The organism is Nocardia yamanashiensis, assembly GCF_021183565.1.
Taxonomy (GTDB): Bacteria; Actinomycetota; Actinomycetes; order Mycobacteriales; family Mycobacteriaceae; genus Nocardia; species Nocardia yamanashiensis.
On record NZ_CP089226.1, the window covers coordinates 2040010 to 2060121 of the forward strand.

19 protein-coding genes are annotated in these 20112 nt (G+C 69.0%); 9 read left to right on the plus strand and 10 right to left on the minus strand.

Annotated features, from left to right (window positions below):
• Position 1 precedes the first annotated feature (1 nt).
• From LTV02_RS09835 to LTV02_RS09865, 7 genes are read left to right on the plus strand one after another with little or no spacing between them, the layout of a single operon-like run.
• Positions 2-841 carry an ABC transporter permease gene (locus LTV02_RS09835; protein WP_233039696.1) on the plus strand — a complete coding sequence of 280 codons (840 nt, stop codon included), beginning with the start codon at positions 2-4 and terminating at the stop codon, positions 839-841.
• Positions 838-1572, plus strand: a complete 735-nt coding sequence (locus tag LTV02_RS09840; RefSeq protein WP_233039697.1) for an ABC transporter ATP-binding protein — start codon at positions 838-840, stop codon at positions 1570-1572. The genes LTV02_RS09835 and LTV02_RS09840 overlap by 4 nt, the downstream gene beginning before the upstream one ends.
• On the plus strand, positions 1569-2594 hold the full coding sequence (locus LTV02_RS09845) for an ABC transporter substrate-binding protein (RefSeq protein WP_233039698.1): 1026 nt from the start codon (positions 1569-1571) through the stop codon (positions 2592-2594). The genes LTV02_RS09840 and LTV02_RS09845 overlap by 4 nt, the downstream gene beginning before the upstream one ends.
• Positions 2591-3631 (plus strand): LLM class flavin-dependent oxidoreductase, encoded by a 1041-nt coding sequence (locus LTV02_RS09850; protein WP_233039700.1) that lies wholly within the window; start codon positions 2591-2593, stop codon positions 3629-3631. The genes LTV02_RS09845 and LTV02_RS09850 overlap by 4 nt, the downstream gene beginning before the upstream one ends.
• On the plus strand, positions 3628-4797 hold the full coding sequence (locus LTV02_RS09855; protein ID WP_233039701.1) for an LLM class flavin-dependent oxidoreductase: 1170 nt from the start codon (positions 3628-3630) through the stop codon (positions 4795-4797). The genes LTV02_RS09850 and LTV02_RS09855 overlap by 4 nt, the downstream gene beginning before the upstream one ends.
• 9 nt (positions 4798-4806) lie before the next feature.
• On the plus strand, positions 4807-5514 hold the full coding sequence (locus LTV02_RS09860; protein ID WP_233039702.1) for a class II aldolase/adducin family protein: 708 nt from the start codon (positions 4807-4809) through the stop codon (positions 5512-5514).
• 26 nt (positions 5515-5540) lie between these two features.
• Positions 5541-6491 carry an ABC transporter substrate-binding protein gene (locus LTV02_RS09865; RefSeq protein ID WP_233039703.1) on the plus strand — a complete coding sequence of 317 codons (951 nt, stop codon included), beginning with the start codon at positions 5541-5543 and terminating at the stop codon, positions 6489-6491.
• Here LTV02_RS09865 and LTV02_RS09870 read toward each other — a convergent pair.
• Genes LTV02_RS09870 through LTV02_RS09880 form a run of 3 tightly spaced genes read right to left on the minus strand, consistent with a single transcriptional unit; the run spans position 6445 to position 8166 of the window.
• Positions 6445-7155: a class I SAM-dependent methyltransferase gene (locus LTV02_RS09870; RefSeq protein WP_233039704.1), complete on the minus strand. Its 711-nt coding sequence runs from the start codon at positions 7153-7155 to the stop codon at positions 6445-6447. The two genes, LTV02_RS09865 and LTV02_RS09870, sit on opposite strands and share 47 nt — an antisense overlap.
• A 32-nt stretch (positions 7156-7187) precedes the next feature.
• Positions 7188-7682: a hypothetical protein gene (locus LTV02_RS09875; protein WP_157762032.1), complete on the minus strand. Its 495-nt coding sequence runs from the start codon at positions 7680-7682 to the stop codon at positions 7188-7190.
• 43 nt (positions 7683-7725) lie between these two features.
• Positions 7726-8166 (minus strand): NUDIX hydrolase, encoded by a 441-nt coding sequence (locus tag LTV02_RS09880; protein WP_233039705.1) that lies wholly within the window; start codon positions 8164-8166, stop codon positions 7726-7728.
• A gap of 79 nt (positions 8167-8245) precedes the next feature.
• On the opposite strand from LTV02_RS09880, the gene LTV02_RS09885 reads away from it, so the two are divergent.
• Positions 8246-9157 carry a LysR family transcriptional regulator gene (locus LTV02_RS09885; protein ID WP_233039706.1) on the plus strand — a complete coding sequence of 304 codons (912 nt, stop codon included), beginning with the start codon at positions 8246-8248 and terminating at the stop codon, positions 9155-9157.
• An 18-nt stretch (positions 9158-9175) separates the two neighbouring features.
• Here LTV02_RS09885 and LTV02_RS09890 read toward each other — a convergent pair whose 3' ends face one another.
• The 4 genes from LTV02_RS09890 to LTV02_RS09905 are packed head-to-tail and all read right to left on the minus strand — an operon-like array spanning position 9176 to position 13080.
• Entirely contained in the window at positions 9176-9988 is an 813-nt protein-coding gene (locus LTV02_RS09890; RefSeq protein ID WP_233039707.1) for a carbohydrate ABC transporter permease, read from the minus strand.
• Positions 9978-10859, minus strand: coding sequence for a carbohydrate ABC transporter permease (locus LTV02_RS09895; RefSeq protein WP_233039708.1), 882 nt, complete (start codon positions 10857-10859; stop codon positions 9978-9980). The genes LTV02_RS09890 and LTV02_RS09895 overlap by 11 nt, the downstream gene beginning before the upstream one ends.
• On the minus strand, positions 10856-11707 hold the full coding sequence (locus LTV02_RS09900; RefSeq protein ID WP_233039709.1) for a metallophosphoesterase: 852 nt from the start codon (positions 11705-11707) through the stop codon (positions 10856-10858). The genes LTV02_RS09895 and LTV02_RS09900 overlap by 4 nt, the downstream gene beginning before the upstream one ends.
• Positions 11704-13080, minus strand: a complete 1377-nt coding sequence (locus tag LTV02_RS09905; RefSeq protein ID WP_233039710.1) for an ABC transporter substrate-binding protein — start codon at positions 13078-13080, stop codon at positions 11704-11706. The genes LTV02_RS09900 and LTV02_RS09905 overlap by 4 nt, the downstream gene beginning before the upstream one ends.
• A gap of 138 nt (positions 13081-13218) precedes the next feature.
• Here LTV02_RS09905 and LTV02_RS09910 point away from each other — a divergent pair, with 138 nt between their 5' ends.
• Positions 13219-16398 (plus strand): acetyl-CoA carboxylase family protein, encoded by a 3180-nt coding sequence (locus LTV02_RS09910; protein WP_233039711.1) that lies wholly within the window; start codon positions 13219-13221, stop codon positions 16396-16398.
• Between the two features lie 13 nt (positions 16399-16411).
• Here LTV02_RS09910 and LTV02_RS09915 read toward each other — a convergent pair whose 3' ends face one another.
• From LTV02_RS09915 to LTV02_RS09925, 3 genes are read right to left on the minus strand one after another with little or no spacing between them, the layout of a single operon-like run.
• On the minus strand, positions 16412-17995 hold the full coding sequence (locus tag LTV02_RS09915) for a SulP family inorganic anion transporter (RefSeq protein ID WP_233039712.1): 1584 nt from the start codon (positions 17993-17995) through the stop codon (positions 16412-16414).
• A gap of 8 nt (positions 17996-18003) precedes the next feature.
• On the minus strand, positions 18004-18693 hold the full coding sequence (locus LTV02_RS09920) for a cysteine hydrolase family protein (protein WP_233039713.1): 690 nt from the start codon (positions 18691-18693) through the stop codon (positions 18004-18006).
• Positions 18690-20078, minus strand: a complete 1389-nt coding sequence (locus LTV02_RS09925) for an allophanate hydrolase (RefSeq protein WP_233039714.1) — start codon at positions 20076-20078, stop codon at positions 18690-18692. Before LTV02_RS09925 ends, LTV02_RS09920 begins: the two co-directional genes overlap by 4 nt.
• Positions 20079-20112: the final 34 nt, after the last annotated feature.

Below are 20112 nucleotides of genomic sequence, written 5' to 3' on the forward strand. Positions count from 1 at the left end.
CATGGCCGTCCTCATCGCCCCGACCGAGCAGCTGTCGCATCTCGCGCCGCCGCGCAATCGCGTCGAGAAGCCCAGACCAGCATGGCTTTCCCTGCCCCTGCGCTTCCTGCTGCCCGCGCTGATCTTCGCGAGCTGGTGGATCGGTTCCGCCACCGGCGCGCTGTCCCCGCAGGTGCTGGCCGGTCCGCCGAAGGTCTGGTCGGCCTTCACCGAACTGCTGCGCAACGGCCAGCTGGTCGATTTCGCCCTCGCGTCCTTCACCCGCGCCGCCCTCGGCGTCGCGCTGGGCGTCACCGTCGGCCTGCTGCTCGGCCTCGTCGCCGGATTGTCCAGCCTCGGTGAGGAATTGGTGGACTCCACCATGCAGATCGTGCGCGCCGTCCCGTTCCTGGCGCTGGTGCCGCTGTTCATCGCCTGGTTCGGCATCGACGAGCTGTACAAGGTCCTGCTCATCGCAGTCGCCACCGTCGCGCCCATGTACGCCTACACCTATCTGGGCGTGCGCAATGTGGACCGCAAGGTGGTGGAGGCGGCGCGCGGCTTCGGCCTCACCGGCGTCCGCCTGGTGCTGGAAGTGATCCTGCCGTCGGCGCTGCCCGGCGTGCTCATGGCCTTGCGAGTGTGCTTGTCCATCAGCATCACCGGCCTGATCGCCGCCGAACAGGTCGGCACGACGGAAGGCGTCGGTTACCTGGTCACCCTCGCCCAGGAATACAACCGCACCGACTACATGGTGCTGTGCGTGGTCCTCTACGCCGTACTCGGCCTCGTATTCGATGGCCTGGTCCGCATCGCGGAACGCTACGCCATGCCCTGGCGCGGACAGGTGGCCATCCGATGACCGCCCCGATCGCCGTCCAGCTCACCGGACTGCGTAAAGCCTTCGGCGACAAGGTGGTCCTGGACGGCGTCGACCTGACCGTGCGCCGCGGCGAGTTCGTGGTGCTGCTGGGCCCCAGCGGCACCGGCAAGACCACCCTGCTGCGCCTGCTCACCGGCCTGGAAACCCCGGACAGCGGGGAAGTGCTCGTTCCCGCCGCCCGCACCACCGTCTACCAGGAACCGCGCCTCATCCCCTCCAAACGCGTGCTGGCCAATGTGGTTGTCGGACAGCGCCGCTCGAAACAGTCCCGCGACGCGGGACTGCGCGCCCTGGCCGAAGTGCACCTGGACGGCAAGGCCCGGCAATGGCCCGCCACCCTCTCCGGCGGCGAAGCCCAGCGCGCCGCCCTGGCCCGCGCCCTGGTCCGCGAACCCGAATTGCTGCTGCTCGACGAACCTTTCGCCGCCCTCGACGCGCTGACCCGGCTGCAGATGCAGGACCTGGTCGGCGATCTGGTGGCCCGCCACCGCCCGGCCGTCCTCATGGTCACCCATGACGTGGACGAGGCCATCCGCCTCGCCGACCGGGTCCTCATCCTCGATCGCGGCCGCTTCGCCGTGGACACCGAAATCGAACTCCCGCACCCGCGCGACCACACCGACCCGGACGCCCTGCGCTATCGCACCGCGTTCCTGGCTCAGCTCGGCGTCGGCCGCAACACCATCGAAACCGCCAGGAGCGCTTCATGACCGACACCCTCTGGTACACCCGCTGCCCGGTCCCCACCGCGAGCGGCCTCGCGCACAGTCTCGGCTGGCTCGGCGAGAACGCGCAGCGCAACGGCCTGGAATTCGGCGTTCTGCAGGACGCCGGCCCGGAGCTGGCCAAGTTCCACTTCGACCACGCCCTCTCGGGCCTGATCCGCGAAGGCGGCAATGTGCCCGCGCTGGCGGCCCGCGCCGCCGGTTCCCCGACCCGGCTCATCGGTCTCACCTGGATCGACGAAGCGCAGGCGATTCTGGTCGGCCCGGACTCGCGGATCGCCGATCCCGCCGGTCTGGCCGGAGCGCGCATCGGCATCCCGGGATGGGCGCAGGATCAAGCGCGCAGCTTCCCCCGCGCCATGGCCCTGCACGGTTTCTCCAGCGCCCTGCGGCTCGCGGGCCTGACCCTGGCGGACGTGCGAGTCACGGAGCTGAAGGTCGAGCGGGATCCGCAGGTGCGCACCGAGGTTCAGCAGCGCGCCCGCAACATCACTTGGGGTGTGGAGGAACTGCTGAACGGCGAGGTCGACGCCATCTACGTGAAGGGCGCTCGCGCCCAGGAAGTCGCGAAGGAACACGGCCTGCGCGTGGCGGTCGACCTCGACGCCACCGACAGCAAACGCCTGCGCGTCAACAACGGCACCCCGCGCCCGCTCACCGTGCACCAGGAACTCCTCGACACCAATCCCGATGCGGTGATCGGCTTCCTCGCACAGAGCCTGCGCGCCGCCGACTGGGCGGGCGATCACGCCGAGGGGGTCCGCGAGGTGCTGCAACGCGAAACCCTTTCCGGTCCCGAAGGTGTCGTCGCCGCCTACGGTGACGCCTTCCATCGCGGATTGCATCCGTCGCTCGATCCCGAACGCGTCGAACTGCTCGGCGTGCAGAAGCAGTTCCTCTACACCTACGGCTTCCTCGCGGCGGACTTCGACCTCGATTCCTGGGTCGCCCACGAACCCCTGACCCGCGCCCGTGAACTGGTCGCCGCCGGAAAGGTCGCGGCATGACCGAGTACCTGTGGCGGCTGCCCAGCCGCGGTGACGGTCGCCGCGCCGATCCGAAGTACCGGCACCGCGGCGTCTCCGGCCTCGACGATCTGCGTCAAGTCGTCAACGCCGCCGAACTCGCGGGTCTGGACGGCGTGCTCGCCCCCTACGACCCGCTCGGCGAGGAATCCTGGATCGTCGCCGGGGGAGCGTTGCGCGGCACCCGGTACGCGGGCGTCACCGTCGAATTCCAGCCTGGCTTCGGCACTCCCGTATACGCGGCGAAGCTCTCGGCCACTCTGCAACGCCTGTCCGCGGGCCGTCTGAGCTGGCGGCTGGCCGTCGAGACCGACGCACACGAAGCCCGCAGCCGCGGCGACCGCCTCACCGGCGACGACCGCTACACCCGCGCCGCGGAATTCCTGACCGTCGCGCGGGGCGTCTGGAACCAGGAAGCGGTACCGGGCGCGGGATTCCGCGGCACCGGTTTCGAGTTCGCGGGCGAACACTACGACGTCATCGACGGCGGCTTCCGGGGCATCCTGTCCGGTCTGCCCTTCCCGACCGTCTACCTGACCGGCGATTCCCCTGCCGCACTGGATCTTTCGGCCCGGCACGGCGACGTGCACGTGTTCACCGAATCCCGCGACGACCTGGGCGAACGGCTCGCCGCGCTGCGCGTGCACACCGAGGCGACCGGTCGCCATGTCCGGGCCGGGCTCGAACTGCCGATCATCGCCCGCGAAACCGAGGACGAAGCCTGGGCCCGCGCCGAACGCCAATGGCGCGAAGTCCGCCCCGACGGCCCCGGCGCGAGCTCGCTGAGCCTCGGCGACGGCCGCTGGGCCGGGTTCGAGGCCCTCGGCTACCCCCAATCCATCGGCCTGGTGGGCAGTTACGAGCAGGTGGCCCGCCAGCTCGAGGTGTACGCGGCGGCGGGCATCGACAGCTTCACCCTCAGCGGGCACCCGCACATCGAGGAGGTGCATCGCCTCGGCGAACACCTGCTGCACCTGGTCGATCCGGCCGGACGCACCCTGAAGGAGGCCGTGCTGTGACCATCGACGTCTATTGGCGCATCGGCATGGAAGGCGATCACGCCTCCCTGCGCACCCCGCGCCGCTACAACCGCGGCAATGCCGGCGGCTACGGCCCCGGCAATATCGCCCCCGCCATTCGCGGCGGCGAACTCGACGCCTACAGCTATATCGACCATGCCGCGGCCGTGGTGAAAGCCAGTGAGTCCGCGGGCTTCCTGGGCGGGCTGCTGCCGTCGTTCCCGGTCACCGAGGACCCGTGGGCGATCGCGTCCGCGCTGGCCGCCGAATCCTCCACCTACCGGTTCATGGTCGCCTTCCAGCCCGGCTTCCTGCACCCGGTGCAAGCCGCCCGCATGTCGGCCAGCCTGCAACGCGCCACCGGCGGGCGACTGGTTTACAACATCATCAGCGGAGGCGGCGGGCCGGCCCAATTGTGGTGGGGCGACAAGGTTTCCCACGACGATCGCTACGCCCGCACCAGCGAATTCCTCGATGTGCTGCGCGGGGTGTGGGACGGCCGCCCGTTCACCCACGACGGCCGGTTCTTCCGCACCGAGGACGCCGCGCTGCCGCCGCTGCTGGCCGGGCAGCCCTTCCCGGAGGTGTACTTCTCCGGTTCCTCACCCGCCGCCGTGCACGCCGCCGGACGCCACGCCGACTACTACCTGTCCTGGCTGGAACCGTACGCGGACCTGCGCGCCAAATTCGACGGCGTGCGCGCCCACGCCGAGAAGACCGGCCGCACCCCGAAATTCGCGGTCCGCATCGACATCGTCGCCCGGCACACCGAGGAGGCGGCGTGGGCGGAGATCGAGAAGGGCTGGGCGTTCGTCGACCGCGATGCCGCCAACCGGGCCGCCCAGGGTGATTCGGTCGGCGCGGCCCGCATTCAGGGCTGGGTCCCGGAAACCATCACCGGCTACCGCGATCTGGAAGTGCAGCCCAATGTCTGGTGCGGTTTCAGCCTGATCCGCGGCGGGCCCGCGTTCGGTCTGGTCGGCAGCTACGAACAGGTCGCGCAACGCCTGGACGAACTGATCGACCTGGGCGTGGACGCGTTCATCCTGGCCGGCAACCCGCATCTGGAGGAGGCGTACCGGGTCGGGGAGGAAGTGCTCCCGCTGCTCGGCCGCTCCCGCCTCACCGCCCCCGAATCCGCTTCCGTGCTCCAACTCGCCCACTAGGGAGTCGCTTTGACCACCATCGAGACCGCGCTCACCGATACCGTCCGGGACTTCGTCGAAACCGTCACCCGCGATGCCGCCAAGGCGTTCCGGGTGCTGCGCGAGACCGGGACCGTGACCGGCAACGGCACCGTGAACTTCGTCGAACGCGTGCCCGGCGCCGAGATCGCCGTCGCACTCAACGAACCCGGCCCGTGGGCCGACGACCGCACCGTGCATCCGGTGGTCGCCACGTTCGACGGAGAAGTCCTGTCCGGCAAGGGATCCGCCGGATTCGTCACCGGCTATGCGAAAGTGTTCCGGGCGCACCCCGAGATCACCTCGGTCGTGCACGTGCACAGCCCGTGGCTGGGCGGGTGGGCGCAAACCCATCGCACCTTCCCGATCCGCTATGCCGCGGTGCAGCGCCTGACCCTGTCGCGCGCCATCCCGCCGCATATCGACCGCAGCATCGGCGCGGGGGACTTCATTCTCGAGCGTCTCGCCGAGGATCCGGACCTGATCGCCATCTTCGAAGCCAATGGCGGCGCGAACGTCATCGGCCGCAAGGGCCTGCTGGATCTGGCCCAGCTCGTCGTCCTGCTCGAGGAAGGCGCGCAATACCAGGCCATCGCCGAAACCCTCGGCGGCTCGGTCGATTTCGACAAATCCAACCTCGCCGTCCAATGGTCGCGCACCGGCCTGGCCGACGAAGCGCGCCGCCGCGGCCTGCTCTGACCACCCTCACCCCAGGAGAATTCCCCGTGACCGTTCGTGTCGGCTACTTCCCGCACAACAACTCGCTCTTCGTGCTGCGCCACCGCGGCATTCTCGAACGCGCCCTGCCCGACGTGGAATGGGTGGACCTGCGCACCCTGCCCGCTCCGGCCCGCGTGGACGTGAAAACCGCGCTCCCGTCGCAGCATTCGGACTACCTGTACTCCGAACCCGGTTACGACTTCATCGGCACCGGCTTCACCCCGCCCGTCACCGCGCTCGCCAACGACCGCGACATCGTCTACGTCGGCATCTCCGGTCCGCGCGTGGAGAACGGCCGCCTGGTCACCAAGGCGGGCAACGGCATCGAAACCGTCGCCGACCTGAAGGGCAAGCGGGTCGGCATCGCGCACGGCTCCTGGCAGACCACCCTGCTGCTGTTCGCCCTCGATCAGGCCGGACTCGGCTGGGCCGATATCGAACCCGTCGACACCGACGTGCACGACGGCGGCGCACTGCTGCTGTCCGGCGACCTCGACGCCTGGATCGGCGCCTACCCGGGCCTGACCGCCGTGGAGGCCGCCACCGAACTGCGCACCCTGGTCGACACCGAATCGGTGTTCTCGCACCCGTCGCTGTGGTTCACCCGCCGCGACTTCGCCGAATCCCAGCCCGAAGCGCTGCGCGCGATCATCACCGCGCTCCAGGAATCCGACGCCTGGATCATCGAGAATCCCCGCGCCGCGGCGCAATACTTCGTGGACGACATCACCGCCCGGGGCGGCACCGCCGATCTCGACGCCTGGGAAGCCGCGCTGCGCGGCCGGCCCTTCGGCGTCGGCCCCGTCACCCCCGAATTCCTGGCCGAACAGCAGCGCGCCGCCGATCTGCTGGCCGCCAACGGGCTCCTGCCCAAGCGCATCGACGTGACCGCGGCCGTGGATCCGGAGATCAGTGTCTTCGTCGGCGCCCAGCGGAGTCCGGCCACCGCACACTGAGCGGAGCGCGCATCCGGCTCGCTGCCCCGGTCCGCGGTGAACGGCCGGGACGGTTGCGGGCGTACAGGATTCGCGGACCCGACTGCTCGGGGTCGGGGTACGCGAGCAGATAGCGTTCGGCCAGGTCGTCCGGGCCGAGATCCTCGAGCGCGGCGAGTCCAGTGCGTGCGAGGCAGGCGGCGATCATGTCCCGCTCCGATTCCGCATCGTCGATCGCCGACTCCAGGATCGGGCGGCCGTCGTGACCGAGGACGGTCGCCCCGTCCGGAGCTCGTGCGGGAATGCCGTCATGGTCGAAGACGATCGCCGTGCCCGGGGCCCGTGCAGCGACGTAGTGCAGATCGGCGGTGAGCGCCGGATCGGTGAGCGCCGCGCCCGCACCCAGGCGGATGAAGAACGCCGGCGCGCGATCGTCGAAAGCGGTTCCCCGGAGCGCGTTTTCGAAGGTGTTCGACCCAAATGCCGCGAATACGCGCACACCCGGGTACGGATTGTGTGCGGCGAACGTCTCGAACCCCGAGCCGGCCAGTACCACCTGCTCGATGCCGCCGCTGACCGCGTCGGCGAGCCGATCCTCGGCGAAGCGGCACCGCGCCGCCGTGTACAGGCGAGCTTTCGCGCGGGAGGCGGGTCCGGCGGGCGCGGGGCGTGCGGTCGGCGGCATCGGTCGGACTTTCGCTCGGAATCGATTGTCGCTCAGGCGGGTTCGCCGTCGGGCCGCTGACCCGGGGTGGGCGGTTGCGGTCCCTTCGGCGCGTGCCCCATGAACGGCGGGACCGGCATCCCGGGCATCTCGGGCAGCTTCGGCATGTTCGGCAGCGGCGGGATCGGCGGCGTGGGCGGCATTTGCGGCATCTGGGGGAGGTGCGGCACGGGCGGCGCCGGCGGAATCGGCATCGCGCTCGGCCCGCCGCCGAACCGCTGGAACGCGGCCTGGCGGGAAGTCCCGAAGATCTCCCCGACCTCGGCCCAGGTCCGCCCTTCATCTCGGGCCTGCTGTACCAGCGACCGCAGCACGTCGTCGACGACGCTGTCGAGACTGCGCGCCGCGCGCAAGGCGGCCATCACCGAAGGCGTCGGAGTGCCCGCCGCCGGGTGCAGGACCTCGGCCAGAAATTCGGCGTTGGTAGTCAACATTTTCGCAAGAACCGCCCGCTCATCAGCGGTATCGCGGTCAATCGTTTCGCTCATGTGTCAAGGATGCGTTTACGCCGGACCCTTGTCAAGGTTGCATTTACATCACCGGCCAGCCCGCTACGCCGAAGGTGAGCCCGCGGCGGAAGTGATCCAGTCCGAGGGTGATGTAGGGGACGGTGTCGGCGGGCAGGGCGTCGAGGGGGAACCAGCGCAGTTCGGAGCATTTGTGAGGCTCGGCATTGAAAGGTTCGCCCTGCCAGGTGGTGGCGTGGAAGAAGAAGCCGACCCGGCCGGGGCCGCCGGGCGGGCGATAGTGCAGGACGGTGGACATGCGGATATCGTTGCGGTGCAAGGAGATTCCGATTTCCTCTTTGGCTTCGCGGATGACGGCGGCTTCCACGTCCTCGTCGGGTTCCAGCTTGCCGGACGGCACGTTCCAGAGGCCGTCGCCGTAGCCGGTATTGGCGCGGCGGGCCAGGAGTACCCGGTCGTCGCGGGTCGCGATGAGCAGGACGTCGACGAAGCTGGTGTAGGCCATTCATCCATTGTCCGGACCGGATTCATCCTCGGTTATCCGGCGTGGATAGCGTTGCCCTCAGCCGGAAGGGGCCGAGGGTATGGAGCTTCGACATCTCGTATCGTTCCTGGCGCTGGCCGAGGAACTGCATTTCGGGCGGGCGGCACAGCGCCTGCATTTGACGCAGCCGAGCCTCAGCGCGCAGCTGCGGAAGCTGGAGCAGGCCATCGGGGTGCAGTTGGTTGCCCGGAATTCGCACGAGGTGCGGTTGACCGCGGCGGGGCGGGAGTTCGAGATTCAGGCCAGACAGATTGTGGCGCAGGTGGAGCGGGCCGCGGAAGCCGCCCGGGCCACCGCGCAGGGGCGGGCCGGGACGGTGAATATCGGCTACAACGTGGTGGCCAGCCGGCATGTGCTGCCGGAGGCACTGGTGCGGATGACCGCGCGGCATCCGGATATCGCGGTGTCGTTGTGGGAGAAGCGCACCGGGCCGCAGCTGGCCGCATTGTCGGATGGTTCGCTGGATGTGACCTTGGTGTACGGGCATCCCAGCACGGCCGAGTTCCGGTATCGGCGCACGCTGCATCGGGTGCCGCTGGTGGCGGTGGTGGGGCGCGGGCATCGGTTCGCGGAGCGGGCGGCGGTGCCGTTCGCGGAATTGCAGGGGCAGCAGTGCGTGCTGTTCGCGCGGGAGCAGTGCCCGGCCATGTACGACACGATTTTCCGGGCGGCGGCGCAGAATCGGATCAGTTTGACGGTCGGGCACAGTGCGGACGATCCGGGGGCGACGGCGCATATGGTGTCGGTGCGGCCGATGGTCGGGTTCGCTTCGCTGCCGCGGGCGATCGCCATGGGGATGGGATCGCCGGACAGTCCTTCGGTGGCGGTGAAGTTGCTGGATCCGGTTCCGACCTTGGACCTGTACGCGGTGTGGCGGGCCGAGGAGACCAATCCGGCGGTCCCGCTGTTCCTGTCGTGCCTCGAGTCGGAACCGGAGCGGGTACCGGCCTGATCGTTTCAGTCCGGACCGCTACTTCAGGCCGGACCGCACGAAGCCGTCGGTGATCTGGCGCTGCAGCACCACGTACAGCAGCAGCACCGGCAGGCAGGCCAGACCGGCGACCGCCATGAGCGGGCCCCACTGATCGCCCTCGGCGCCCATGAAGCTGCGTAAACCCAACTGCACCACCGCGTTCGACCGGCGCAGCACGATCGCGGGCCACAGGTATTCGTTCCAGCCGTTGATGAAAAGCAGCAGGCCCAGGGCCGCCAGGGCGGGGCGCAGATTGGGCACCACGATCGTCCAGAGAATCGCCCAGGATCCGCGCCCGTCGACCCGCGCCGCATCCACCAGTTCCTTCGGGAACGCCTCCAGATGCTGTCGCAACAGCAGGATCGCCAGCGCCGAGCAGAGGGTGGGCAGGATGACCCCGGCCAGGGTGTCGAGCAGCCCGAATCGGTTGAGCAGCAGGTAGCTCGGCAGCATCGTCACGTGGAACGGCACCAGCCAGGTGCCGACGAACGCCAGATAGAGCAGCCGCTGGAACGGGAAGCTGTAGAGCGCGAACGCATACGAGGCGAGCAGGGCGATGAGCAGTTGCCCGAGCGCCGACCCGGCCGCGACCAGGAACGTGTTGGTCAGCAGCCGGGTCAGCTCCACTTTCGCGGCCGCGTCGGCGTAGTTGGCGAACGACAGCGGCCACGGCAGCGGCGCCAGCGAGGCGATGTCCTCCGGCCGGCGCAGGCTGGTCGCGAACAACCAGTAGATGGGGAACACGGCCAGCACCGCCAGCCCGCCCAGCAGGACGTGCCCGCCGATCCGCGCGATCCGGTCAATCATCATGGAAGGACACCTTTTCCGACATCCACACCAGCAGTGCCGCGACGACGGCGAAACCGGTGAACAACAGCACTCCCGCCGCGGCGCTGAGCCCGGCGTCGAAGCTGTGGAAGGCGTACTCCCACAGCAGGTAATAGATATTGGTGGTCGATTGCGCGGGCCCGCCCTGGGTCATGGAGTCGATGAGCGGGAAGGTGAGGATCGGCGTCAGCAGCACGGTGGTGAGCACCAGGAACAGCAGCGTCGGGCGCAGCAACGGCAGCGTGATGAACCGATGCACCTGCCAGCTGCTCGCCCCGTCCACCCGGGCCGCCTGCTCGTATTCGCCGTTGATGGAAGCCATTCCGGCCGCGACGACCAGGTTGGCGAAGCCGAGCAGTTGCCACCCGGTGACGACGACGATCACCCACGGCGCGGTGGCGGCGTCGTACACCCAGTTGCGATCCGAGCCGAGCAGGCGATCGACGAAACCGCTGCCGGGATGCAGCAGCCATCGCCATACCGCTGCGGCTGCGACCGGAGCGACCAGGAACGGGGTGAAGATCATCGCCTGATACAGCGTGCGCGCCCGCCCGGACACCTTCCGTGCGGCCAGGCAGATGATGACCGGCAGTACCACCGTGAACGGCAGCAGCCCGAGAATCAGCACGACGGTCCGCCACACCGAGTCGCGGAACGACGGAAGTTCCAGCAGCCGTTCGTAATTCGCCCCGCCAACCGCCACCGGGCTGGTGCCCGGCAGCAAGTTCCAGGAGTAGGTGGACAGTTCGAGGGCCTGCACCAGCGGGCGATAGGTCCACACCACCAGCAGGATCAGGGCGGGCGCGAGATACAGGTAGGGCACCGCGCGCCTGCGCAGCCGGCGCGCGATCACCGGCGCATGATGGCGGCCAGGCGCGCCAGCTCGGCGGCCTCGTCGCTGTCGTGGATCGATTGCGCCGCGGTCGTTTCCACCGCCATCATGACCAGCGCGGAATCCACGATATCGAGGCGGCTGAACCCGAACCCGGTGCGCGCCCGGTACCGGCCCGCCGGCGGCATGGTCTCGAGCCGATAGGACGACGCCGGCCCCATCCACACCGGCACGCCCGCCAGCATGCCCGCCCCGGTGAGATGGTTGTGCCCGCACAGGATGACCCGCACATCGGTGCCCGCGATCACCTCCGCCAGCGCCTCGGCATTGCGCAGTCTCAACGTCTCGGCGGCCGCGATGGCCGACGGCAGCGGGGGATGGTGGACGGCCAGCACGGTCCCCAGTGTCGCCGGGTTCCGCAATTCGGCTGCCAGCCAATGCAATTGCTCGTCCTCGAGCCACCCGTCATGCCGTCCCGGCGTCGTGCTGTCCAGCCCGATGAGCCGCAGTCCCGCGACCTCGGTCACCGAGTCGTGCGGCGTGAGCGGATCCACGCTGCCGGGCGCGAGGTCCAGCAGGGTCTCCCCGAAGGCGACCCGTTCGTCATGATTGCCCATCAGGTACACGACCCGGGCCCCGAGCTCCGCCGCGACGGGTTCGACCGCCGCCCGCAACCGCCGATACGCCTCCGGCGCACCATTGTCGGCGAGATCCCCGGTCAGCATGATCGCGTGGATCGGTCCCTTCGCGACCCGCACCTGTGCCAGCACCCGCAGTAGATTCTCGTGACTGTCCACCACACCGTGGACGTGTTCTCCGGCCGCCCGCAGGTGCGTGTCGGTGAGCTGCACGATGGTCACATCACTCATGAGATCGGCATCAGTTTCGCGCCCTCGCCGCGGGCGGCGGCGAGCGTGGTCTGCGGATCCTTGCCCTGGAAGACCACGGCTTCCACCGCCTCCATCATGCCGTCCCGGATCTGCAGATAATTATTGCCCGGCAACGACACCCACGGTTCCATCACCGCCAATTGCGCCAGATTCGGCGCCAGCAGCGGATTGCGTTTCGCCCAGTCCCGGAGGCCGCTGTCGACGTCCAGCAGGCCGGTGCGCAACGGCAGGTAGCCGATATTCTGTGCGATCCGGATGTAGGCCGATTCACTGGTCAGGAATTTGATCAGCTCCCACGCTGCCCGCTGCTTGACCGGGTCGTTGGACAGAATGTGCAGTCCCGCACCGGAATTCGTCGGGATCGCGGTCTTGTCCCCGAACCGCGGCATGGCCGCCGATCGCAGGTCCCATTTGTCCTTGGCACCGGTGACGAAGGTGCCCTGAATGGCGCTGGATTCGAGAATCATGCCGATCTCGCCCCGCGCGAACGCCTCGTAGCCCTGCTTCTGATTGAGCTTCGGCATGGCACCGGCAGTGACGAGATCCTGTGCCATGCGCGTGACCTCGACCGCCGGCGTCTCCGCGAAACCGAGCGTGCGCCGGTCCTCCGACACCACCCGGCCGCCATTGGAACGCACCATCGACTGGAAACACCAATCCTTGGCGCTCTTGGTCAGGCAGTCGATGTACACCCCGCCCTGCCCGGTCTTCTCGGCGATGGCCTTCCCGGCATCCGCGACCTGCTGCCAGGTCCCCGGCGGCCGGTTCGGATCCAATCCGGCGCGCTCGAACAACGAGGCATTGAAATACAGCACCGGCGTGGAGAATACGAACGGCACCCCGTAGGTGTGCCCGTCCCAATCGTCGAGGGTGCGCGCCCGCGCCGCGAACGGCTGACCCTGACCCTCGAAATTCCGGTCCACCTCGGACCGTCCGACCAGCGTGTCCAGCGGTTTGGCGCCGAGCTGGTGGATGGTGAAATCCAGATCGCTGAACCCCAATTGCGCCACATCCGGCGGATTCCCCGCCACCAGCTGATTCTGGATACTGGAAATGGTGTCGGTCGCCGGATTGGGGCTGTTGCCCTGCGGTTTCTGCGTCGTCACCTTGATATTCGGGAACTTCTGGCCGAACTCGGCGATGAGGGCGTTGAACGTGTCGGTCCACGCCCCGGCCACCCCGTAGTTGTAGGACTCGAAAACGATCGAAACCTGCTGGTCGGCACGTAATTCCGGAATCGGCGCGGCGGTGCCGCCGGTGCTCGCGCCGTCGCCGAACCCGCACGAGGCGGTCGTCAGCGCCACCGCGAACATCAGCCCGAGCGCCCGCCCGGTACCTTTCGTGAACTTCATGCGCCCAGTCTCGAAGCGTGACCGGGAAGAGCGCGCCGCGATAGGCGATAGCGATCGGCCGATCGATGCGGTGCTCGAGGATTGAGACACGTGCGATGTAATGACCCATTTTCGGGGATCGTCGGGAACACTGGCCGCGTGCGAGTGGTGATTGCGAACCGGGGAGAGATAGCCGTCCGAGTGGCGCGGACCGCGCGGGAACGCGGGTACGCGACGCTGGCGCTGTACACGGCGGAGGAATCGGGCAGCCTGCCGGTGCGGCTGGCCGATGACGCGGTGTGTCTGCCCGGCGCGGGGGCCGCCGCCTATCTGGACGTGGCCGTGGTGGTGGCCGCCGCCGCGACCGCCGGGGCGGGTGCCTTCGTGCACCCCGGTTACGGATTCCTCAGCGAGAGTGCGGAGCTGGCTGCCGCGTGCCAGGCGGCCGGGCTGGTGTTCGTGGGTCCGGAACCCGGGGTGCTGCGCGTGTTCGGGGACAAACTCGCCGCGCGAGCGGTCGCCGAACGCGCCGGTGTGCCGGTGCTCGCGGCGACGCCGGTGAACGGCGGGCTCGACGCCATCGTGACGCTGCTGGCCGCGCATCCGCAGGGAGTGATGGTGAAGGCCGCCGCGGGTGGTGGTGGGCGCGGTATGCGAGAACTGCACGATCCGGCCCGGGCTGGCGACGTCTATGAGCGGTGCCGCGCCGAAGCGCAAGCCGGATTCGGCGACTCCGCCGTCTACGCCGAGGCACTGGCGATCGGCGCACGGCATATCGAAGTGCAGGTCATCGCCGATGGCACGGGCGCGGTCGCGCTCGGTGACCGCGATTGCAGTGTGCAGCGCCGCCATCAGAAGCTGATCGAGGTCGCCCCAGCGCCGGAGCTCGCGGCAGGCCTGCGGAATCGATTGCACGACTACGCCGTACGGATCGCCGAATCCACCGCGAGCCGGGGCGTGCTGACCGTCGAATTCCTGGTCGCCGGGGACGACGCGTGGTTCCTGGAAGTGAACCCGCGCCTGCAAGTCGAGCACACCGTCACCGAGGCCGTGACCGGCGTGGATCTGGTTGCGGTGCAACTGGACCTGGCGCAGGGCCGGACCCTGGCCGAGCTGGGACTGCCGCTGGACACTGCGCCGAGCGGGTATGCGGTGCAAGCCCGCGTCAATGCCGAACTGCTCACCGCCGACGGCACACCCCTGCCGAGTTCCGGCGTGATCACCGAATTCAGCGCCCCGACCGGCATCGGCGTCCGCGTCGACACCGCCGTGCGCCCCGGCATGCGGCACGGCGTCCGGTTCGATTCCCTGCTCGCCAAGATCATCACCCACGGCCCGTCCTACCCGGCTGCGCTGCAACGCTGTTCGGACGCGCTCGCCGAGACCGTGATCACCGGCGTGGACACCAATCTCGGCCTGCTGCGCGCGGTGCTGGACGAACTGCCGAAGGCCGGGGCGGTCGGCACCGCGTGGTTCGAGGAGCAACTCGACGTATTCCACACGCGGGCAACCGATTACCAGGAGCCCGCACCCGAAGCCGAACCGGCCGGGCACGCCGACGCCCCCGAACTGTCCGGCGAGGAACAGCCATTGCGCACGCCGATGGGCGCCACCGTGGTGTCTCTCGCGGCACCGGGCGCACTACTCGCGGCCGGCGCCGAGGTCGCGGTCCTGGAAGCGATGAAGATGCAGCACGTACTGCGCGCCGAGACGCCCCTGCGGGTCCTGCGCCACACCGTGACGCCCGGCGACGTCGTGGACCCGCACGCCGTCCTGCTGGTCTGGGAAGCCGCCGAGCACGACGGCGAGAGCGCCGAATCGACTGTACTGGACCTGGATTCGATCCGCTCGGACCTGGCCGAAGTGCGTGCCCGGCAGCACACCCTGACCGATGCCGCCCGCCCCGAAGCGGTCGCCAAACGTCACCGGCTGGGCCGCCGCACCGCCCGCGAGAACATCACCGACCTGGTCGATCCCGGCAGCTTCGTCGAATACGGCGGCCTGGCCATCGCCGCCCAGCGGGCGCGCCGCAGCCTCGAGGACCTGATCGCCAACACGCCCGCCGACGGTCTCGTCGCGGGCGTGGCCACCATCGACGCCGACCGCTTCGGCCCCGACCGCTCCCGTGCCGTCGTGCTGTCCTACGACTACAGCGTCCTGGCGGGCACCCAGGGCGTGCGCAATCATGTCAAGACCGACCGCATGCTGGAACTGGCTCGCGAGCAACGGCTTCCGGTGGTGTTCTTCTGCGAAGGCGGCGGCGGACGCCCCGGCGATACCGACCACGGCGGCATCTCCGGGCTCGATGTCACCACCTTCCGCGCCATGGGCGCGCTGTCGGGTCACGTGCCGCTGATCGGCATCGTGTCCGGCCGCTGCTTCGCGGGCAATGCGGCGCTGCTGGGCATGTGCGATGTCGTGATCGCCACCCCGGACGCCAACATCGGCATGGGCGGGCCCGCCATGATCGAAGGCGGGGGACTGGGCGTGTACGCGCCCGAGGACATCGGCCCCATCGACGTCCAGCGCCGCAATGGCGTCGTTCACATCGTGGCCGCCGACGAGGCCGAAGCGGTCGCCGCCGCCCGCCGCTACCTGTCCTACTTCCAGGGCGAGACCGGTGAATGGCAGGAACCCGACCCGCGGCTGTCCCGCCACGTCGTCCCCGAGAACCGCTTGCGCGCCTATGACATTCGCGCGGCCATCGAATCCATCGCCGACGTCGGCTCCTTCCTGGAACTACGCCGCGACTGGGCGGTGGGCATCGTCACCGGTCTCATGCGCATCGAAGGCCGCCCGTTCGCGCTCATCGCCAACAACTGTCATCACCTTGGCGGCGCGATCGACGCACCCGCGGCCGAGAAGCTCAGCGCGTTCCTCGGGCTGTGCGCCGCCCATCGCCTCCCCATCGTCTCCCTGTGCGACACACCGGGTTTCATGGTCGGCCCGGAAGCCGAAAAGGACGCCACCGTCACCAAATTCAGCCGCCTGTTCATCGATGCGGCGGCCCTGGACGTCCCCTTCGGCACCGTGATACTGCGCAAGGGTTACGGCCTGGGTGCGCAGGCCATGGCCGCCGGGTCCTTCCGGGCCCCGCGCTTCGTGATCGCCTGGCCCACAGGTGAAATCGGCGGCATGGGCCTGGAGGGCGCGGTCCGGCTCGGCTTCGCCAAGGAGCTGGCCGCCATCGAAGATCCGGCGGCCCGGCAGTCGGCTTTCGACGCGCTGGTGGCCGCCGCCTATGCCAGCGGCAAAGCCCTCACCGCCGCGACCGCCCTGGAACTCGACGACGTCATCGACCCCGCCGACACCCGCCGGTGGCTCCGCACCCTCCGTTGACCATTGCCTCGATTCACTCGGCCGTCGCGGGCTCCGGTTCGGGCTCGGATTCGCGAGTGGCCGGAATGAAGGAATAGGCGAGGCAGACGAGCGCGAACAGGAGATAACCGAGCGCGACCTTCGGTGCGGCCGCCCAATCCACCTCGGCGGCGTGGATCAGGCCGATCCAGCTGAGCGCCGCACCGACGGCCGCGGCGAGAGCGGCTGCGCGGAAACGTTTGTCGAGGATGAACGTGACGATCGTGCCGAGCACCAGTCCGGCGAGCACCGCGCCCGCGCCGAGGGTTTTCAGGCCGTCGTAGACCACACCAGCTTGCCCGAGGGCGGCGGATCCGACCTTCTCGGCCGAGGTACCGGCGGCGCTGAGCGCATTGTCGATCTGTCCCACACCCCATTCGGCGAGGTTCGGGAGCAGCGCGGCGACCACGGCCACCGCGTGCAGCCGCGGGACGGCCTGGAATGCCTGCGCACCGATCAGCAACCCGATGTACAGCAGAATCGGCACGATGGCCGGAATCGGCAGCACCGTGGCCAGCAGCCCGAAAAGCCCGAGCAGGCACATCAATCCGATGGCCGCCCCGCTCGCGAGCGAATACCCGGTGCGCCCGCCCGCGTCCTTCCACCCGGGATGGCCGATATACACCGCGGGCGGGAACGGCGACCCGAACCCGGAACCGATGATCGCCCCGCAGCCGTCGGCGAGCAGCACACTGCGCAGGTTGTAGTTGTCACCGGCCGCCGCGGCGCTCTCCACATTGCTCATGGCCTCGGTGAAGTTGTACACGCCCAGCGGAATCGCGGTCGCCAGCAGCGGTGCGAGATTCGAGAGCCCGTCGAAGAGCAGGTTCAACCGCAGATCCGGCAACCCGATGGCGATATCGTGCGCGGCCTGCGTGACATCCGGCACCGACATGTATCCGCCGATCCAGCCGATCGCGGTGCCGACCAGCAAGGCCACCAACCCCACCGGAATGTTCCCCGGCAGCTTCACATCGGTGAAGAACCCGATCAGGATGATCGCCAGCACCGGCAGCCCGATCCACGCCGCCTCCCACATCTGCGCGGCCGGGCGCATGGCGATGAAGGTGATCGAGATGCCCGCCAGGGTGCCGAGCATGGCCGCGCGCGGCGTGATCCGGCGAATGTACGGCCCGACGAACGCGCCGATCATGACGATCACGCCGATCATGAACGCCCAGGCCAAACCTGCCGACCAGGCTTTCAGCGGGTCGCCGCTCTTCAGGTAGATGGGCAGCATCACCACGAACACGACGATGAACATGTGCGGCACGCTCGGCCCGTACGGCAGCGCGGTGACCGTGGCGCGGTTCTCCCGGCGCGCCAGCCGCCGCGCCAGCAGCATGTAGTACAGATTGCCCAGCACCAGCGCGATTCCCAAGGCGGGCAGTACGGTTCCGAGCACGTCGGCGCTGGGAATCTTGACCACCGCGATGGACAGCGTGGTCAGGGTGAGCACATTGACGAGGATGTTGAACGAGAGCCCGAAGAAGGCGTTGGTGTCCCCGCGCGTCCACCACGGCAGCGCCAGGGGAGTGTCGGGTCCGGTTTCGTCGGTGAGCTTGGTTTCGACGGACATGGTGCTTCCTAGACCGGGGTGTTCGAAGGTGACAATGCGCCGAGGACGGCCGCCGAATCGGCGACCCAGCCGAAGATGCCGCCCTGCGCGGCGATCATGTCCAGCCCGGCACGCTGGAATTCGGGGAAATAGGAACCGACGCAGTCGGATACGACCAGGCATTCGTAGCCGCGGTCATTGGCCTCGCGGACGGTGGTGTGCACGCACACCTCGGTGGTGACGCCGGTGACCAGCAGCGAGCGGATCCCGTCCCGCTCCAGCACGGCGGCCAGTTCAGTGGCGTAGAACGCGCCCTTGCCGGGCTTGTCGATCACGGTTTCCCCGGCCAGCGGGGTGAGTTCGTCGATGATGTCGTGGCCGTACTCGCCGCGCACCAGAATCCGGCCGAATCGTCCGGGATCGCCGATGCGCTGGGATGGGTTGCCGCGCAGCAGTTTCGCGGGCGGGCAATCGGAGAGATCCGGCAGATGGCCTTCGCGGGTGTGGATGACCGGGATCCCGGCCGCGCGGGCCGCGCCCATGAGCGCCGCGAGGGGTTCGATGACCGCGCGCAGCAGGCTCACGTCATTGCCGAGGCTTTCCCCGAACCCGCCGGGTAGCAGGAAATCCCGCTGCATATCGATGACCAGTAGCGCCGTGGTGTCCGGAGCGAAGGGAAAAGGTCCGGGCCGGGCCGGGATCGGGGGTGGTGCGCTCATCGTCTTTCCTTCTCTGCGAGCCGGTTGAACAGGTGCGCCGGGGACTGGCGCGGCTCGTCGAGGATGCGGGCGGCCGCGGTGAGCACGGTGTCGTCCGCGAGCGCGGGCCCGAACACCATGGCCGACAGCGGCCGGCCGTCGGCGGTCACCCCGATCGGCACCGCGATGGCGGTGAGATCCAGCAGGTTCCCGAAGTGGGTGTAGTGCCCGAGCTTGGTATTGGTGGCGATGGGGTCGGCCAGCACCTGGTCCACGGTGAAGGTGGTGCCGATGGTCGGGACCACCATCACGTCGAAGTCGTGCCACAGCCGGGCCACCCGCGCGCGTAGTTCCTGCAGCCGTTGCTGCGCGCGGAACACGTCCACCGCCCGGAAACGTCTACCGCCGGTGAGGATTTCGCGGATCACCGGCAGGAACGCGTCCGGTCGCTCGGCGAGGAACTCGTCGAACTCCACCAGTCGTTCGGCGACCCACGGTCCGGCGTAGAGCAGTTCCCCGGCGGCGAGGAAAGGTTGCAGCGAGGTGGGCGTACATCGGAATCCGATGCGCCGCAGCCGATCCCGGAACGCCAGATGCGCGTCTTCGAATTCCGCGTCGCCGAAGAACTCGAGCTCGCTGATGCCGGGCAGCCCGACCCGCAGCGTCGCGCCCTCGTACATGGGCCCGCGCCGCCGGCTCCACGGATCGTTCGGGTCCGGCCCGTACATCACCGCGAACACCCGATCGAGGTCGGCCACACAGGAGGTCATCACGGTCATGCAGTCCAGGGACTTGCACGCGGGCACCAGCCCGACCGTGCTGATCAGCCCGCGTGACGGCTTCCATCCCACGATCCCGTTGAGCGCCGCCGGCACCCGCCCCGACCCGGCGGTGTCGGTGGCCACGCAGAACGGCACCTGCCCCAGCGCCACCGCCCGCGCCGACCCCGAACTGGACCCGCCGCAGATCAATTCCCGCCCGTACACGCTGCGCGGAATCGGATATGGCGTGCGCGTCCCGTTCAACCCCGTCGCGAACTGATCGAGATTGGTCTTCCCGACGAACAGCGCACCCGCATCCAGTAGCCGCTGCACCGCCGGAGCCGTTTCCTCTGCGATATAAGCGAAGTCGGGGCACGCCAGCGTGGTCGGCCACCCCGCCACGTCGATACTGTCCTTCACCCCGAACGGCACCCCGTACAGCGGCAGCGTCCGCGCGCCCGGCCGTTGCTCGATCTCGGCCGCCGCGGCCAGCAACCGCTCCCGCGGCACCGGCGTGATCCAGGTCCCGTCCGCACCCGCGGCCGCCATGGCATCGGCGACCCGCGCGGCGGTGGAAGTCGGTGACCCGCTACCGCTTTCGTGCGAAGCCAGGATCTCGGCGATGGTAGGTCCGGGTTTCCACATCCGTCGATTGTGGACACGTTGTATGAAGCGAAAC

Bases quoted from the DNA above. Each gene is read 5' to 3' on its own strand.
- LTV02_RS09900 (WP_233039709.1), bottom strand. From the start codon at position 11,707: ATGAGTGATGTGACCATCGTGCAGCTCACCGACACGCACCTGCGGGCG.
- LTV02_RS09835 (WP_233039696.1), top strand. From the start codon at position 2: ATGGCCGTCCTCATCGCCCCGACCGAGCAGCTGTCGCATCTCGCGCCG.
- LTV02_RS09920 (WP_233039713.1), bottom strand. From the start codon at position 18,693: ATGAGCGCACCACCCCCGATCCCGGCCCGGCCCGGACCTTTTCCCTTC.
- LTV02_RS09840 (WP_233039697.1), top strand. From the start codon at position 838: ATGACCGCCCCGATCGCCGTCCAGCTCACCGGACTGCGTAAAGCCTTC.
- LTV02_RS09875 (WP_157762032.1), bottom strand. From the start codon at position 7,682: ATGAGCGAAACGATTGACCGCGATACCGCTGATGAGCGGGCGGTTCTT.
- LTV02_RS09880 (WP_233039705.1), bottom strand. From the start codon at position 8,166: ATGGCCTACACCAGCTTCGTCGACGTCCTGCTCATCGCGACCCGCGAC.
- LTV02_RS09845 (WP_233039698.1), top strand. From the start codon at position 1,569: ATGACCGACACCCTCTGGTACACCCGCTGCCCGGTCCCCACCGCGAGC.
- LTV02_RS09870 (WP_233039704.1), bottom strand. From the start codon at position 7,155: ATGCCGCCGACCGCACGCCCCGCGCCCGCCGGACCCGCCTCCCGCGCG.
- LTV02_RS09925 (WP_233039714.1), bottom strand. From the start codon at position 20,078: ATGTGGAAACCCGGACCTACCATCGCCGAGATCCTGGCTTCGCACGAA.
- LTV02_RS09915 (WP_233039712.1), bottom strand. From the start codon at position 17,995: ATGTCCGTCGAAACCAAGCTCACCGACGAAACCGGACCCGACACTCCC.
- LTV02_RS09905 (WP_233039710.1), bottom strand. From the start codon at position 13,080: ATGAAGTTCACGAAAGGTACCGGGCGGGCGCTCGGGCTGATGTTCGCG.
- LTV02_RS09885 (WP_233039706.1), top strand. From the start codon at position 8,246: ATGGAGCTTCGACATCTCGTATCGTTCCTGGCGCTGGCCGAGGAACTG.
- LTV02_RS09890 (WP_233039707.1), bottom strand. From the start codon at position 9,988: ATGATGATTGACCGGATCGCGCGGATCGGCGGGCACGTCCTGCTGGGC.
- LTV02_RS09850 (WP_233039700.1), top strand. From the start codon at position 2,591: ATGACCGAGTACCTGTGGCGGCTGCCCAGCCGCGGTGACGGTCGCCGC.